The organism is Actinomadura sp. WMMB 499 (assembly GCF_008824145.1).
In the GTDB taxonomy this organism is placed as follows: Bacteria; Actinomycetota; Actinomycetes; order Streptosporangiales; family Streptosporangiaceae; genus Spirillospora.
Genome location: NZ_CP044407.1, coordinates 8,400,364 through 8,415,421, shown reverse-complemented (window position 1 = coordinate 8,415,421; position 15,058 = coordinate 8,400,364). Strand labels below are relative to the sequence as shown.

Annotated in this window: 11 protein-coding genes; all 11 read right to left on the bottom strand. The window is 71.6% G+C overall.

Annotated elements, in window-relative coordinates; all coding sequences use genetic code 11:
• Positions 1-106: 106 nt before the first annotated feature.
• The 11 genes from F7P10_RS38410 to F7P10_RS38360 all read right to left on the bottom strand — a co-directional run bounded on the left by F7P10_RS38410 (position 107) and on the right by F7P10_RS38360 (position 14,753).
• Entirely contained in the window at positions 107-829 is a 723-nt protein-coding gene (locus F7P10_RS38410) for an ABC transporter ATP-binding protein (RefSeq protein ID WP_151016928.1), read from the bottom strand.
• Complete coding sequence (locus F7P10_RS38405) at positions 829-2,631, bottom strand: ATP-binding cassette domain-containing protein (RefSeq protein WP_151016927.1); 1,803 nt, start codon at positions 2,629-2,631, stop codon at positions 829-831. The genes F7P10_RS38410 and F7P10_RS38405 overlap by 1 nt, the downstream gene beginning before the upstream one ends.
• Positions 2,628-3,500, bottom strand: coding sequence for a branched-chain amino acid ABC transporter permease (locus F7P10_RS38400; protein ID WP_151016926.1), 873 nt, complete (start codon positions 3,498-3,500; stop codon positions 2,628-2,630). Before F7P10_RS38400 ends, F7P10_RS38405 begins: the two co-directional genes overlap by 4 nt.
• A complete protein-coding gene (locus tag F7P10_RS38395) occupies positions 3,497-4,702 on the bottom strand; it encodes an ABC transporter substrate-binding protein (protein ID WP_151016925.1) in 1,206 nt (401 codons plus the stop codon). Before F7P10_RS38395 ends, F7P10_RS38400 begins: the two co-directional genes overlap by 4 nt.
• A 20-nt stretch (positions 4,703-4,722) precedes the next feature.
• On the bottom strand, positions 4,723-6,159 hold the full coding sequence (locus F7P10_RS38390; RefSeq protein ID WP_151016924.1) for an aldehyde dehydrogenase family protein: 1,437 nt from the start codon (positions 6,157-6,159) through the stop codon (positions 4,723-4,725).
• Between the two features lie 88 nt (positions 6,160-6,247).
• Entirely contained in the window at positions 6,248-7,954 is a 1,707-nt protein-coding gene (locus F7P10_RS38385) for a thiamine pyrophosphate-binding protein (protein ID WP_151016923.1), read from the bottom strand.
• Entirely contained in the window at positions 7,944-8,870 is a 927-nt protein-coding gene (locus F7P10_RS38380; protein ID WP_151016922.1) for an SDR family NAD(P)-dependent oxidoreductase, read from the bottom strand. Before F7P10_RS38380 ends, F7P10_RS38385 begins: the two co-directional genes overlap by 11 nt.
• A 36-nt stretch (positions 8,871-8,906) precedes the next feature.
• The gene (locus tag F7P10_RS38375; RefSeq protein WP_151016921.1) at positions 8,907-10,736 is read right to left on the bottom strand and encodes an NAD(P)/FAD-dependent oxidoreductase; all 1,830 of its coding nucleotides are present in this window, start codon (positions 10,734-10,736) and stop codon (positions 8,907-8,909) included.
• An 87-nt stretch (positions 10,737-10,823) separates the two neighbouring features.
• Entirely contained in the window at positions 10,824-12,194 is a 1,371-nt protein-coding gene (locus tag F7P10_RS38370) for an aromatic ring-hydroxylating dioxygenase subunit alpha (RefSeq protein ID WP_151016920.1), read from the bottom strand.
• Positions 12,195-12,291: 97 nt separating this feature from the next.
• Positions 12,292-13,140: an SDR family NAD(P)-dependent oxidoreductase gene (locus F7P10_RS38365; RefSeq protein WP_151016919.1), complete on the bottom strand. Its 849-nt coding sequence runs from the start codon at positions 13,138-13,140 to the stop codon at positions 12,292-12,294.
• On the bottom strand, positions 13,137-14,753 hold the full coding sequence (locus F7P10_RS38360) for an SMP-30/gluconolactonase/LRE family protein (RefSeq protein ID WP_151018567.1): 1,617 nt from the start codon (positions 14,751-14,753) through the stop codon (positions 13,137-13,139). Before F7P10_RS38360 ends, F7P10_RS38365 begins: the two co-directional genes overlap by 4 nt.
• Positions 14,754-15,058: the final 305 nt, after the last annotated feature.

Genomic DNA, 15,058 nt, shown 5'->3' with positions numbered 1-15,058 from the left:
CGGCGGCGGGCGATGGCGTTCCCGATCCCGGAGCCGCCGCCGGTGACGATCGCGGTGCGCATCCCCTCGGTGGTGTTCACGGTCGTCGCTCCTTCTCGGTGCCGGCTCAGAGCGAGGAGTAGATGCTTTCGGTGATGGCCTCTGCGGTGACGTTGGCGGCCTCGTCGCGCAGCGTGACGCGGCCCCGGTCGAGGACGACGACGTCGTCGGCGATGCCGCCCAGCAGTTCGTCGACGAGCTGCTCCACGAGCAGGATCGCGAGGCCCTCGCCGCGCAGCCCGTCGAGCAGCTCGAAGACCTGGTCGGTGATGACGGGCGCCAGTCCCGAGGACGGCTCGTCGACGAGGAGCACGCTCGGGCGGGCGGCCAGGGCGGTGGCGATGGCGAGCATCTGCTGCTGGCCGCCCGACAGCGCCCCGGCCCGCTGGGTCCGCCGCTCCCCGAGCACCGGGAAGCGCTCGTACAGCTCGTCCAGGACGGACGTGTCGCCGCGCGACCGGCGGGCGCGCAGGCCCACGCGGAGGTTGTCGTGGACGGTCAGGTCGCGGAAGACCTGCTTGCCCTCCTGGACGATCGCCAGGCCGCGCCGCGCGCGCTGCCAGGGCGGCAGGCCGGTGACGTCGCGTCCGGCGAGCGCGACGGTGCCCGACTTCGACGGCAGGAGGCCGCAGATGCCGGAGAGCATCGTCGTCTTGCCCGCGCCGTTCCGGCCGACGAGCGCGGTGATCCGGCCCGGCGTCAACCGCACCGAGGCGTCCCAGACCGCGACGAGGTCGCCGTACGCCACCTTCAGGTCGGTGACGTCGAGAGCGGGTTCCGGTGTGCTCATCACGTCGCCTTCGAGTCGTGTTCGGTCTGCTGGGCCCGGCCGCGGCGTCCCAGGTAGCTGTCGATGACGCGCTGGTCGCTCCGGACCACCTCGGGCGGCCCGGAGGCGATGACCCGGCCCAGTTCCATGACGTACACCTGGTCGGCCACGTCCATCACGAACGGGACGTTGTGCTCGACGAGCACGACGGTGCCGCCCGCGTCCCGGATCCGGCGCATCAGCGTGCCCAGCTCCCGCAGCTCGTCGTCGTCCAGGCCCGCGGCCGGCTCGTCGAGGAGCAGGACGCGCGGTTCACCGGCGACCGACCGCACGACCTCCAGCAGCCGCCGGGTGCCGAGGGGCAGGGACGCCGCGTCCTGACCGGCGGCGTGCCCGAGTCCGGCGAACGACAGGGCCGCCGCGGCGGCGTCCCGGTCCGCGCGCCGGACGCGGTGGTGCTTCGGCAGCCGCAGGACTGCGGAGAGCAGGCCCACGCTCCCCTGCCGGAACCGGCCGGACTCGACGACCTCCTGGACGCTCATCGACCCGAGGTCCACCGGGGTCTGGAACGTTCTACCCACGCCCAGCCTGCCGACCTGGTGCGCGCGCAGGCCGGTGATCTCGCGGTCGTCCAGCTCGACCCGGCCCGCGCCGGCCGGTGACAGGCCGGACACGAGGTTGAGCAGCGTGGTCTTGCCCGCGCCGTTGGGGCCGATGAGCGCGGTGATCGTGCCCGGCTCGGCCGTGAGGTCGACGCCGTCGAGGGCGCGCAGGCCCGCGAAGCTCTTCTCCACCCCGGCCACGGTCATCCGCGCGCCGGGGATCCGCAGGTCCGGGGCGCCGTCCGCGGTCGCGGTGGGCTTCGCCCGGCGGAGCAGCCGGTCGCGCAGGTCGCGGGCGAGTCCGGCAAGGCCGCCCGAGAAGGCCGTCCCGATGAGGACGAGGAACACGCCGTAGGCCAGCGTGGAGTACTCCTCGAACGACTTGAGCTGCAAGGGCCCGAGCACCAGGATCGCCGCGCCGACGGGCGCGCCCCACACGCTGGCGGCGCCGCCGACGACGGTCGCGGCGAGCAGCGCGATGAGCGTGTGCAGCGTGAACGCCTCCGGGCTGAGGTAGCCGGTGAGGTAGGTGTACAGCACACCCGCGAGCCCGGCGGGCAGCGCGCCGATGACGTACGCCTGCACGCGCAGCCGGTAGACCGAGCCGCCGAGCGTCTCGGTCAGGGTGGGGCTGGCGGCGAGGACGCGCAGGAACTGCCCGAACCGGGACACGATGAGGTTGCGCATCAGCAGCAGCCACAGCAGTGTCGTGACGACCGCGACGACGTAGAGTCCCGTCGTGCCGAGAGGTCGCCCGAGGAGGGTCGGGAACAGGATCCCGGCGAGTCCGGCGGTGCCGCCGGTCTCGGACTCGAACAGCTTCACCAGCACCGGGATGAGCAGCACGTAGAAGAACGACACCAGGGCGAGCGACCAGCGGCTCAGGCGCAGGCCCGGGACTCCGGCGAGGAGGCCCGTGACGGCCGCGAGGCAGACCGCGACGGCGAAGCCGAGCAGGATGTCGGTGTGCCCGTGGTTGTGCAGGATGCCGCTGATGTAGGCGCCGGAGGCGAAGACGGCGATCTGGCCGAGGGCCAGCTCGCCCGCGTAGCCGAAGCTGAGGTTCAGGCCGCTGCAGATCAGGGTGTAGATCGCGATCAGCGCGACCTGCTGCTGCCAGTAGCCGCCGAAGCCGAACTGCGGCAGCAGCGCCACGACGGCGAAGGCCACGACGGCGGCGGCCGGGGTGTTCAGCGCGAGGGCGCGCAGGCGGATGCTCATACGACTCTCAATCCGCGGTTGCCGAGCAGGCCGGTGGGCCGCGCCAGCAGGATCGCCACCAGGAGGCCGAACAGGATCAGCGGCGGGTACTCCGCGCCGAAGTACCGGCCGGCGCCCGCCTCCAGGAGGCCGACGGCGACGCCGCCGATGAGGCAGCCGAGGTAGCTCCCGAACCCGCCGAGGGCCACCGCGACGAACCCGTAGATGGTGAGCGAGACCGCGACGGAGACGTCCACGCCGATCTTCGGGCCGACCACCGGGCCGAGGAGGCCCGCCAGGCCGCCCGCCAGCATGAACGCGGTGGTGCGCAGCGCCGTGACGTTCACGCCCTTCGCCTTCGCCGCGTCGGGGTTGTCGGTCGCCGCGCGGCCGCTCAGCCCCCAGGCGGTGCGCCCGGACACGACGTGCATCCCGACCGCGGCGGCCACCGCGGCGGCGACGAGCCAGAGGTCCACCGGGGAGAGCTTCCCGCCGAGCAGCGTGATGGTCTCCGTGCCGCCGAAGAACGGCAGCGTCTTCGGGCTCTGCCCCCAGGTCGCCGCGAGGGCCCCGAGGATGACGACGAACGCGCCGACCGTCGTGACGAGCACGGCGTGGCCGTGGGCGCCGTGGCGGGCGACGACCGGGCGGATGGCGAGGAGTTCCACCAGCAGCCCGATCAGCCCGCACACGACCGCGCCCGCGCCCGCCGCCAGCCACCACGGCAGGCCCAGGTCCACCATCGTGAACCAGGCGAAGAAGCAGCTGAACACCGTGATCTGGCCCTGCGTGAAGTTGAAGATCCCGCTCTGGGCCATCGTGATGTTGTAGCCGACGGCCACCAGCGTGTACACGGCGCCGATCGCCAGGCCCGTCCAGACGGTCGTCATCCGGCCGGGACTATCTGCGAGTTCTCCATGCCGCCGTACTCGGCGAACGCCCACCACTCCTTGCCGTAGCTCGGGTAGTGGCCGTTCTCGGAGAAGTTCACCGGCCCGAGGAAGTGGGGGATCTGCTCGGGGGTCGCCTTCTCGATCGCGGCGGCCATCTTCGCCGGGTCGGTGCTGTCGGCGAGCCGGGCGGCGTAGGCGGCGAGGATCACGTCGTTGTAGGTGACGACGTAGCTGTTCATGCTGAACGTCAGCTCGCCGCCGGCCTCCTTGCGGGTCGCGTCGAAGAACGACGTGAACGCCGGGGTCTTCGTCGCCTCGTGCCCCTGGACGGCGAACGAGATCGACTGCAGGAGCATGCCGTCGTAGGACTTCGCCGGGCCGATCTCCGCGAGGTCGCCCGAGGTGAAGTTCTGGCTGGCGTACGCCGGGATGCCCGGGTTCAGCTTCGTGCGGGCCGCCAGGATCGCCGCGGACGGGGGTCCGTAGGAATCCAGGACGAGCACGTCGGGTCCGGAGTCGAGCGCCTGCTGCATCTGGGACGTCGCGTCGACGGCGGACACCGGCACGGTGACGATGTCGGTCGTGATGCCCTTGCCCGCGAGGACCTCCTTGATGGTCTCGGCGCCCACCGAGCCCGACTTCTCCGCGGTGATCAGGCTGACCTTCTTGAAGCCCTTGGCGGTGAACTCCTCCGCGAGGGAGGTCGCCATCTGGTCCCGCAGGTAGGTGGTGCCGAACAGGTACGGGTACTTCTCCGGGTCGTTCAGGCTCGGGTCCGGCCCGTGCGTCACCGTGAAGACGTCCGCCTGCGCCAGCAGCGGCGCGGTCGCCATGATCTCGGCCGTGACCATGCCCGGGATCACGGCCTGCGGGCGCTCGTCGGCCACCAGCTCCCGCGCGTTCGCGGCGGCCTGGACGGGGTCGCCGCCGGTGTCGATGACGTTCAGCTCCATCGGCTTGCCGAAGACGCCGCCGTCCGCGTTGATCACGGCGACGGCCGCTTGCGCGCCCTGGGCCATGACCTCGCCGACCGCCGCGTAGCTTCCGCTCGTCCCGAGCAGCAGGTCGATCTTGAACGGCTTGCCGCCCGGACCGGTCCCGGACGGGGCCGAGGAACCGGCCTCCGAGCCGCCGCACGCCGTGATGGCGGCCATCGTCGTCGCGAGCGCGGCGGCCGCGAGCTTCTTCCTGAATCGCATGATGCCTCCCACCCCGCCGATCAGGACGCGCCGTCGGCCGGGCCGTGGCCGAGGATGCCCTTGATCTCCAGGTAGTCGTGGAAGCCGAACTCGCCCCACTCGCGGCCGTTGCCGCTCTTCTTGTAGCCGCCGAACGGGGAATGGAAGTCGAACCCGTCGTTGATCGCGACGGATCCGGCGCGGATGCGGCGGGCGACCGCGCGGCACTGGTCGAGGTCGGTGCCCGCGACGAAGCCGGCGAGGCCGTACTCGGTGTCGTTGGCGATCTCGACCGCCTGGTCCACGTCGTCGTAGCCGAGGATGGTGAGGACGGGACCGAAGATCTCCTCGCGGGCGACGGTCATGTCGTTGGTGACGTCGGCGAACACCGTGGGCTTGACGAAGTAGCCCTTGTCGAGGCCGTCCGGGCGGCCGGTGCCGCCCGCGACGAGCGTCGCGCCCTCGTCGATCCCCTTCTGGATCAGCGCCTGGATCTTCTCGAACTGGGCGCCGGACACGACGGGCCCGATGCTGAACTCCCCGTTGGGGTCGCCGACGGTGACGCCGGCGGCCGCCTCGCGGGCGGCGTCGATCGCCTCGGCCATCCGGGCGCGCGGCACCAGCATGCGCGAGGGGGCGCTGCAGGTCTGCCCGGAGTTGGTCATCATCGTGCCGACGCCCTTCGCCACGTTCTCGGCGAACGCGTCGTCGTCGAGCAGGACGTTGGGGCCCTTGCCGCCCAGTTCCTGGGTCACCCGCTTGACGCCGGGCGCGGCGTTCCGCGCCACCTCGACGCCCGCGCGCACCGACCCGGTGAAGGACACCAGGTCGACGTCCGGGTGCGCGGACAGCGGCGCGCCGACCCCGAGGCCGTCGCCCTGGACGAGGTTGAACACGCCCGCGGGGACACCGGCGGCGTCGAGGATCTCGGCGAAGACCTGGCCGCTGAACGGCGAGTTCTCGGACGGCTTGAGCACCATCGTGCAGCCGGTCGCGAGGGCCGGGAACACCTTCACGGCGATCTGGTTCAGCGGCCAGTTCCACGGGGTGATCAGGCCGCAGACACCGATCGGCTCCTTGACGACGAGCGTCTCGCCGCGCTGCTCCTCGAACACGAAGCCCTCGAGGAGGTCGATCGCCGTCGTCAGGTGCCCGAGCCCGAGCTGCACCTGGAAGCCGCCCGCGAGCGCGGCGGGCGCGCCCATCTCCTCGGTGAGCACGGCGGCGAGGTCGCCCATCCGCTTCTGGTACTCGTCGAGGATCCTCCGCAGCAGGTCCAGCCGCTCCTCGCGGGTGGACGCCGCCCAGGCGGGGAACGCGTCCCGGGCGGCGGCGACGGCCCGGTCGACGTCGGCCGCCGTCCCGGCCGCGACCCGGCCGCAGACCTCCTCGGTCGCCGGGTTGACGACGTCCAGGGTCCCGCTCTCCGCCGGATCGGTCCACCGGCCCCCGATGTAGAACTTCAGGTACTCGCGCATGACGTGCCTTCTCTTTCCAGGTGCTCTGCAGGGGTGGGTTCGGGAGCCGGTTCTGTCAGGTCATCGGACGCGGGTCACTGCATGCCGGTCACTGCATGCCCTCGGCGTACCAGGTGCGGAACTCGTCGTAGCTCGGCATCTCCTCCGAGTTCGCCTTCGGGTCGACCGCCACGTGGACGACCGCCGTCTTCCCGCTCGCGAACGCCCGCTTGATGGCGGGCGCGATGTCCTCGTCGCGCTCGACGTGCTCGCCGTGGCAGCCGAAGCCCTCGCCGACCTTGTCGAGGCGCGTCTTGGTGCTCCAGTGCACGCCGGTCTCGCGGGACCCCTGGCCGAAGGTGCGCTTGTAGACGCCCACCTCCAGGCCCCACGCGTAGTCGACGGCCACGACGCAGACGAGCGGGAGGTTCAGCCGCGCGGCCGTCTCCAGCTCCGCGATGTGGAACATGAAGGACGAGTCGCCGGTGACGAGCATGACGGGGCGCCGCCCGCCGTCCGCGACCGATGCGCCGACGGCGTAGGGCAGGCCGGTACCGAGGTGGCCGAAGTTCTGGTTCCACATCACGTCGTGCGGCTTGGCCTGCGAGTACGTCCACTGGTAGATGGTCGTGGCGCCACCGTCGCGCACCATGATCCCGTCGGACGGGAACGCCTTGGTGGCCTCGACGACCAGGCGGGCCGGGTGCACGGGCGACATCCCGGACGGTGCGGTGTCCGCGAGTTCCGCCAGCCGTTCGGCGTCCTTGGCGATCCAGCCCTCGAGCTCCGGTGACGGCTTGCGCGGCTCGTCCCCGAGAGCCTCGGTGAGCTGCGGGACGACCGCGCGCAGGTCGCCCACGAGCGGCACGTCGATCGGGCGGTTCACGCCGATCGCCTCCGCGTCCTGCTCGACGAGGATCCACGTGCGGTTCGCCTCGTTCTCGACCCAGTGCCGTCCGCGCCCGTAGTGGACGGGCTCGCCGAGCTCGGTGCCGAGGGCGAGGCACAGGTCCGACTTCACCACCGCCTCGATCGCCGACGGCGAGAAGCCGTACGGGAAGGTGCGGTCCTCCATGCCCTCGATGTAGGAGGTGCCGCCGGACGTCTGGATCAGCGGGCAGGCCATCTTCTCCGCGAGCGCGCGGACCGCCGCGCCGGAGCGGGACGTGTGGACGCCGTGCCCGACGAGGATGACCGGCTGCTTCGCGGCACGGATGAGCCGGGCCGCCTCGGCGACCTGCTCGGCCCCCGCGGTCTGGCCGACCAGCCGGTACGCCGCGGGCGGCGTCGCCTCCGGAACGTCGAGTTCCTCCTGGATGACGTGCGAGGGGTACTCGATGTAGACGGGGCCGGGCGTGCCCGTGAGCGCCTTGCGCAGGCCCTCGCGGATCACCTCGTCGGTCTGGTCCGCGTACTCGATGCTGGCCGCGTACTTCACCGACGGCTCGAACAGTTCGGACTGCTTGACGAACTGGATGCGGCCGCGCCGGACCCGCTGCTCGGTGATGCGGGCGCGCTGCCCGCCGAGGAAGATGACCGGCGAGTTCTCGACCTTGGCGCACTGGACGGCGGGGGCCATGTTGGCCATGCCGGGGCCGAGCGTGCCGATGCACACCGCGGCCTTCCCGGTCATCCGCGACACCGCCTCGGCCATGAACCCGGCGGACGCCTCGTGGTGCGGGGCGACGACGTTCCAGCCGCGCTCCTCGGCGAGGTGGAACAGGTGCACGAAGTTCGGGTCGGGGATGCCGAAGATCGTGTCGATGCCCTCGGCCTCGAAAAGCTGAAGGATGCGCTCGTAGACCTTAACCGGCATTCTGGGTTCCCTTCGTGGCCATGGCGAAGCTCTTCGCGATGTGATCGTTGTGTCCCGACGGGACGACCGGCAGCACCCACGGGTCGCCGGTGTCGCGGATCGCGCCGATCCGCTCGCCGACCTCCTCGATCGTCCAGGACGGCCGGTGCTCGCCCGGCGTCTCGGCGACGAACGCCCGCGCCAGCCGTCCGGCGATCGCCACCAGGATCTCCCCGGTGATCGAGCAGGACTCGTGGGCGAGCCAGCCGACGGCGGGGGCCACCAGTTCCGGCCCCATCGGCGGGTAGGCGGAGGTGTCGATGCCCGCGGCCATCCGCGTCACGGCGGCAGGGACGATGACGTTGCACTTCACGTCCGCGTCGGCGCCCTCCAGCGCGACCACGTTCGCGAGGCCGAGCACGCCCGCCTTCGCCACCGCGTAGTTCGCGACCCGGTGGTTGCCGTACAGGCCGCCGATCGAGGAGGTCAGGACGACGCGGCCGTGGCCGGCGTCGCGCATCCGGGGGAACGCGGGCCGCACGACGTGGAAGGCGCCCCGCAGGTGGACGTCCAGGACGGCCTCGAAGTCCTCGTACGTCATCTCCGTCAGCGACCCGTAGCGGACGTTCCCGGCGTTGTGCACCAGGACGTCGATCCGGCCGTAGTGGTCGAGCGCCGCCTCGACGATCGCGCTCCCGCCCGCGGGCGTCGCGACCGACTCGGTGCAGGCGACGGCCTCTCCCCCGGCCGCCTCGATCTCCCGGACGACCTCGCCGGCGGGGCTCCCGTCCGCGCCGTCCCCGCGCAGGCTCCCGCCCGGATCGTTGACGACGACCCGGGCGCCGCGCGAGGCGAGCAGCAGCGCGTACTCGCGGCCGAGGCCCCGCCCCGCGCCGGTGATCACGGCCACCCGGTCGTCGAATCTCAGGTCAGGCATTCACGTTCCTTTCGGGGCGCAGCGAGGGCCGGGCGCTCACGACTCGTCCAGGACGAGGCCCTGCATCTCGCCCGCGTCGCGCCAGGTGCGCAGCACGTCCTCCATGGCGTAGAAGCCCGGCCCGTACGGCTCGCCGAGGTGCGAGCGCATGTTCTTCTCGCCCTCGTTGTTGTAGTAGCCGGGCGTGCACTCCTGGACGAACTGGACGTTGTCCATCGCGTTCTCGCGGATGGTCGTGCACCACGCGTCCTGCGCCTCGGCGGTCGGCTCGGCGGTCGCCGCGCCGCGCGCCCGCGTCTCGGCGACGATGTAGGCGATGTGGTCGGCCTGCTGCTCGAACATCGCCGTCGTGCTGGCCGTCACGCCGCCCTGGATGAACCCCGTGAACATGAGGTTGGGGAAGTTGCGGGTCGTGATGCCGTGCAGGGTGCGGTAGCCGCCGGACCAGTGGTCGTAGAGCGACACGCCGTCCCGCCCGGTGAACGGCTCGATGCCGAGCCGGCGGTCGAGGTCGGTGGTGATCTCGAAGCCGCTGGCGAAGATGATGCAGTCGACCTCGTGCTCCACGCCGCCGGCCACGATCCCCTTGGGGGTGATGCGCTCGACGCCCTTGGTGCCCGACACGTCGATGAGGGTGACGTTCGGGCGGTTGAAGGCCGGCAGGTAGTCGTCGCTGAATCCGGGCCGCTTGCACAGGAAGCGGTAGTAGGGCTTCAGCGCCTCCGCCGTCTCCGGGTCGTCGACGACGGCGTCGACGCGGTCGCGGGTCGCCTGCATCACCCGGTAGTCCTGGATCTCCCGGAGCTCCATGAACTTCGCGGGGTCGGACAGCGCGGCCCACCCGTCGGTGGCCTCCAGATGCGCGGCGAGGTTCCGGCTGACCTCCGTCCAGCCGTCGCAGACGATGTCCGGCTGGCCCGGGGCGAACGCCTCGAACGCCGCGGTGTGGAAGTTGCGCCGGCGTTCCTCCTGCCAGCCCGGCTGCAGCGACTTCGCCCACTCGGGGTCGGTCCGCGAGTTGCCGCGCTCGTGGATGTAGGACGGGGTCCGCTGGAACACATGCAGGTGCTCCGCCGAGCGGGCCAGGTGCGGGATGACCCCGATGCCGCTCGCACCCGTGCCGATGATCGCGACCTTCTTGCCCGCGAGCCCGTCCAGCCCGCCGGTCATGTCGCCGCCGGTGTACTCGTAGTCCCAGCGGGCCGAGTGGAAGGTGTGCCCCTCGTACTCGGTGATGCCGGGGATGCCGGGCAGCTTCGGCTTGTTGAACGGCCCCTGGCACATGATCACGAACCGGGCGCGGAGGTCGTCGCCCCGGTTCGTCCCGATCCGCCAGCGCCCGATCTCCGCGTCCCACGCCGCCGACTCGACCTTCGTACTGAAGATCGCGTTCTCGTAGAGGCCGAAGTGCCGTCCGATCCGCTGCGCGTGCTCGTAGCACTCCTGGCCGGAGGCGTACTTCTCCGTCGGGACGTACCCGGTCTCCTCGAGCAGCGGCAGGTAGCAGTAGCTGTCGGTGTCGACCTGGATGCCGGGGTAGCGGTTCCAGTACCAGACCCCGCCGAAGTCGCCGCCCAGCTCGACGATCCGGACGTCCTCGACACCGGCCTCCTTGAGCCGGGCCGCCGCGATGAGCCCGGCCCAGCCGCCGCCGAGCACCGCGACCTCGATGTCCTCGGCGATGGGCTCCCGCGGCGTGACCGGCGTGTACGGGTCGGCGTCGTAGAAGTCCTCGAACCCTCCCTCGGTCACCAGGTACTGCTGCTGGCCCTCGGGGCGGAGCCGCTTGTCGCGCTCGGCGAGGTACTTCGCCCGGAGCGCCGCGAGGTCGATCTCCGGGGTCTGTGTCGGTTCGCAGTTGTCCATGCGGGCGTCCTCGGCTCGGGGAATGTCACTGGGATTCGGCGGCAGGAGGCGGGGCGCGGTTCGGGAGCGGCGGTCGTGGGCGCGGCGTCAGGTGAGGTCGCGCGGTTCGCCGGTGCCCATGTACTTCGCGAGGTTGTGGTGCAGGTTCACGACGCTGCGCTCGCGGTACGGGTTGGGCTTCGGGCCCATGAAGCCGCGCGACTTCATGCCCTTCTGGACGGCCGCCATGTTGGAGAAGTCCTGGGGCAGGACGGTCCGCCAGCCCGGGTCGCCCTCGGGGGTGTGCTCCCATTCGGTCTCCGGCTCCTCGCCGGGCGGGAACAGCTCGAAGACGGCCGCCTCGAAGATGCACTTGTCGGGGTCGTCGCCGTACGGGCGGAACCGGTAGCAGAGCATGTTGTTCAGCGCGTGCCCGATCTGGAAGTTCGGGAAGAGCTGCCAGGCGGTGCCGGCCTTGGCCACCGCCTCCGGCGGGACGGTCGGCCAGATCACGCCGCGCTCGGCGTCCCTGCGCCGGGCCGTGTCCAGCCAGTGCCGCAGCACCTCGGGGCCCGGGGTTCCCTCCGGGACGTCGTCGACCAGCTCGCGGGCCGCCTGCACGAGCGTCCAGGTGGTGTTGGTGTTGGCGTTCTCCCAGGTGAAGTTCTGCAGGTCGGCCGTCGCCTGGCGGGGGTCGTCACCGGTGCCGAGCCGGACCTTGGCCTGGTTCTCGTCCATGTTCTTGGGCGCGTCGTAGCCGATGTTGCTGTGCCGGCCGTGCGACCTGGCCCACCCGAGGAACCCGCCGAACTCCATGAACTCCGGGTGGGTGTAGGGGACGTGGTACGTCTCCATGAACGCCTCGAAGGCGACCTTCCAGTTGCAGTCGGAGACCATCCAGCGCCGCCACCGGTACCGCATGTTCTCGAGCTGGAAGGGGTCGAGCAGGGTGGCGGCGGGCTCCAGGTAGTCGCGCAGGGACTCGCAGTCCGGGTCCAGGTTGATCCAGACCCAGCCGCCCCAGGTGTCGATGTTCACCTGCTTCAGGCTGATCTTCTCGTCGGTCAGCCCGCACGGCCAGTCCTCCCGCTCGGGGACGTGCGTGCACTCGCCGTCGATGCTGTAGCGCCAGCCGTGGAAGCCGCAGACGAACTGGCGGCCCCGGCCGCTCGCGTGGTGCGCGCCGGGCGGGGTGTCGACGAGCCGCCGGCCGCGGTGCGAGCAGACGTTGTGGTAGGCGCGGAACCGGTCCTTCGACGTGCGCACCACGATGACCGAGTCGTCGAGGATGTCGTAGGTCAGCCAGTCGCCGACCTCGGGCAGTTCCTCGACGCGGGCGACCTGCTGCCACACCTTGGCCCACAGCCGGTCGCCCTCGGCCCGCGCGTAGTCCGCGGAGACGTACGCCTCCACGCCGATCGTCATCGGCTCGGACAGCGGCTCGGCCGGCGCGGCGGTGTTCTCGAGGGTTTCGCTCATGACGTACTCCAACTCCGTCAGGAGGTGATCGGTGCGAGTGATGCGGACGGTGCTGCGGACGGTGACCGGGACGCGGTCGCGTCGCCGCGCGGGGCGGCTACTGCGTGATCGCCGCGCGGAACGACTCGTCCTTGAGGAAGAGCGTGGTGTTGTCGGCGGCCAGGTGGCTCCACTTGAGGTTGAGGCCGCCGTCCACGAGGATCGTCTGCCCCGTGATGTAGCCGGCCAGGTCGGACAGCAGGAACAGGATCGCCCCGGCCTGCTCCTCCGGGCGGCCGCGCCGCCCCATCGCGATGGCGCGGCGGTCGCGCTCCGCGTCCGCGTCGACGTAGGTGCCGGACGCGGGCGTCTCGGTCACGCCGGGCGCGACGGCGTTCACCCGGATACCGTCCAGGGCCAGCTCGACGGCCATCGTGCGGGTCGTCGCGACCAGCGCGGCCTTCGCGGTGCCGTACCCGACGTGGTAGGGCGCCGTGTTCATGCCGCTGATCGACGAGAGCGAGACGATCGAGCCCGGCAGGCCCTGCTCGCGCAGTTCCGCCGCGACCGCGCGGCTCATGAAGAACATCGTCTCGAGGTTCTGCGTGAAGAGCCCCCGCCAGTCCTCGCGGGTGACCCGGGTCGCGCGCATCCAGGTCGCCGGGGCGGCACCGCCCGCGACGTTGACGAGCCCGTACAGGTCGCCCTGCGCGTTCGCCGCCGCGTCCATCGCGGTGGCGATGCCCTCGTCGGTGGAGGCGTCGGCCGCGACGGGGACGACGGGCAGGCCCGCCTTCGCCAGCGGCGCGACGTGCTCGTCGAGGTTGTCCTGGGAACGGCTCACCGCGACCACGGTGGCGCCCGACTGGGCGACCATCCGCGTCACGGTCGTGCCGATGCCGCCGCCGCCCGCGCCGGACACGATGACGACGCGGCCGTCCATTCCCAGGAAGTCGTGGGACGTCATGAGTGGGTTCGGCCTTCCTGTCGGAGTGCGAGGACGCTGCCTTCGGCGTCGCCGGAGACGTAGAGGGTGCCGTCGGGCCCGGCGGCGATGCCGGCGTAGAGGCCCTGCGGCCCGGAGAACGGGATCAGCCCCTTCAGGGGCTTGGGGGGCGCGCCGAGCGGGGCGCCGACCGGCAGGTCGCGGGCGATCGTGGTGCGCGCCTTGCTGTCGAGGTCGACCTCGATCAGCGTCTTCGCCCCGGCGTCCACGATCGCGAGGGTCCCGCCGCGGACGAGGATGCCCTGCGGCGTGTCGAGTCCGTCCGCGACGGTGTCGACGGCGCCGGAGCCCGTGATCGCGACGACGCGCCCGGCGCCGGACTCGGAGATCAGGCAGGTTCCGTCCGCGCGGAACGCGACACCCATCGGCCGGTCGAGCCCCGAGGCCAGGGTGGTCACCTCGCCGCCCCGCACGGACACGACGCGGCCGGTGCCGAGTTCGGCGGCGACGACCGCGCCGTCGGGCGCGACGGCCACGCCGTAGAGCTGGTCGAACGGCTCGGTCTCGCCCGCGAGCACCTGGTGCTCGGCGCTCGCGGGGTTCCACCGGGCGATCTGCCCGTTGGAGGTGGTGACGACGAACTCGGCGGCGCCGTCCGCGCTCACCCCGCGGATGTAGCCGGGCCAGCCGGGGCTGAAGAGCATCCCGAGCATCGTGAGGTCGCCGCCGGGCTGGTAGCGGTAGAAGTACGTGCCGTCGGCGACGTACAGGGTGCCGTCGGGGCCCACCGTGAGGTCCAGGGGCCAGGTCAGGCCGCCGGGCAGTACCTCCCGGGTCTCGCCGACGCCCAGGATCTCGGTGATCTGGCCGGTGAAGCCGGAGACGAACAACCGGTCGCCCACGAAGGTCAGGTTGTCCAGGCCGGGCGAGAGCGTGGCCAGGACGGTGCGCTCGCCGGTGCGGGGGTCGATCCGCAGCACCTCGCCGCTGCCGACCTGGGTGGAGACGATGCGGCCCGCGGAGTCGAACTTCACCGCGTCCGGGACGCCCAGGTCCCCCACCACCCGCTCGGGCTCCCCGCCCTCGGGGTCGATGCGCCAGATGTCGTTGGACCCCAGCATCGGGTAGTACAGCAGGCCGTCGGGCCCGACCTCCATGGCGTTGGGCATCGGCAGTTCGTCCAGCAGCACCCGGGGTGCGCCGCCGTTCAGGTCGAGCTCCATGAGGCGGCCGCCGATGCGGCACTCGTCGACGAACAGCCGGCCCCGGTGGAAGGTGATGCCGTTGGCACCGGGCAGGTCGTCGCGCAGCACGCGGGTGCGGCCGTCGGTGCCGCGCACGCTCACCCGGCCGTCGTAGTACTCGGTGGCGTAGAGGTCGCCGCCCGCGTCGAACGCGACGTCGTCGGGCGCGACGATGTCGGAGCCTTGCGCGCTGACGGTCTCCAGCTCGCCGGAGTCGACGTCGAGCGCGCTGATCTGGCTGCCGGCCACCTGGGCCACGTAGACGCGGCCGTCGGGGCCGGTGCGCAGTCCGTTGGCGCCGAACAGTCGGCTCGGCGGGCAGAGCCGTTCCAGGCTCCAGCCGTCGGCGAGGCCGGTCGGTGTTGCGCTCGTGTAGCGCGCCTGTCGCATCACGTGACATCTCCCGAGCTATCAATACTTGCAAGGAATGTAACGCTTGCGATCACTGATCACAAGACTCCTTCTCGGGTCGACAGAACCGCGCTTTCATGGCCGCCACCAGCGCATCCCGCGCCCGGACGCGCGCGCAACCGTCCCTCCGGCGGCGGCCGGGAGCCCCTCCCCGGCCGCCGCCGGGGGGTCCGGCCGGGGGTTGACGGCGAATCCGGTCCATGCAAGTCTCATGCTCATTCACGAGAATGATGTTCTTGCTACCTAGGAACCGGCATTTACCGGCATCGGCGGCCGCCGCGGAA

Bases quoted from the DNA above. Each gene is read 5' to 3' on its own strand.
- F7P10_RS38410 (WP_151016928.1), bottom strand. From the start codon at position 829: ATGAGCACACCGGAACCCGCTCTCGACGTCACCGACCTGAAGGTGGCG.
- F7P10_RS38405 (WP_151016927.1), bottom strand. From the start codon at position 2,631: ATGAGCATCCGCCTGCGCGCCCTCGCGCTGAACACCCCGGCCGCCGCC.
- F7P10_RS38400 (WP_151016926.1), bottom strand. From the start codon at position 3,500: ATGACGACCGTCTGGACGGGCCTGGCGATCGGCGCCGTGTACACGCTG.
- F7P10_RS38395 (WP_151016925.1), bottom strand. From the start codon at position 4,702: ATGCGATTCAGGAAGAAGCTCGCGGCCGCCGCGCTCGCGACGACGATG.
- F7P10_RS38390 (WP_151016924.1), bottom strand. From the start codon at position 6,159: ATGCGCGAGTACCTGAAGTTCTACATCGGGGGCCGGTGGACCGATCCG.
- F7P10_RS38385 (WP_151016923.1), bottom strand. From the start codon at position 7,954: ATGCCGGTTAAGGTCTACGAGCGCATCCTTCAGCTTTTCGAGGCCGAG.
- F7P10_RS38380 (WP_151016922.1), bottom strand. From the start codon at position 8,870: ATGCCTGACCTGAGATTCGACGACCGGGTGGCCGTGATCACCGGCGCG.
- F7P10_RS38375 (WP_151016921.1), bottom strand. From the start codon at position 10,736: ATGGACAACTGCGAACCGACACAGACCCCGGAGATCGACCTCGCGGCG.
- F7P10_RS38370 (WP_151016920.1), bottom strand. From the start codon at position 12,194: ATGAGCGAAACCCTCGAGAACACCGCCGCGCCGGCCGAGCCGCTGTCC.
- F7P10_RS38365 (WP_151016919.1), bottom strand. From the start codon at position 13,140: ATGACGTCCCACGACTTCCTGGGAATGGACGGCCGCGTCGTCATCGTG.
- F7P10_RS38360 (WP_151018567.1), bottom strand. From the start codon at position 14,753: ATGCGACAGGCGCGCTACACGAGCGCAACACCGACCGGCCTCGCCGAC.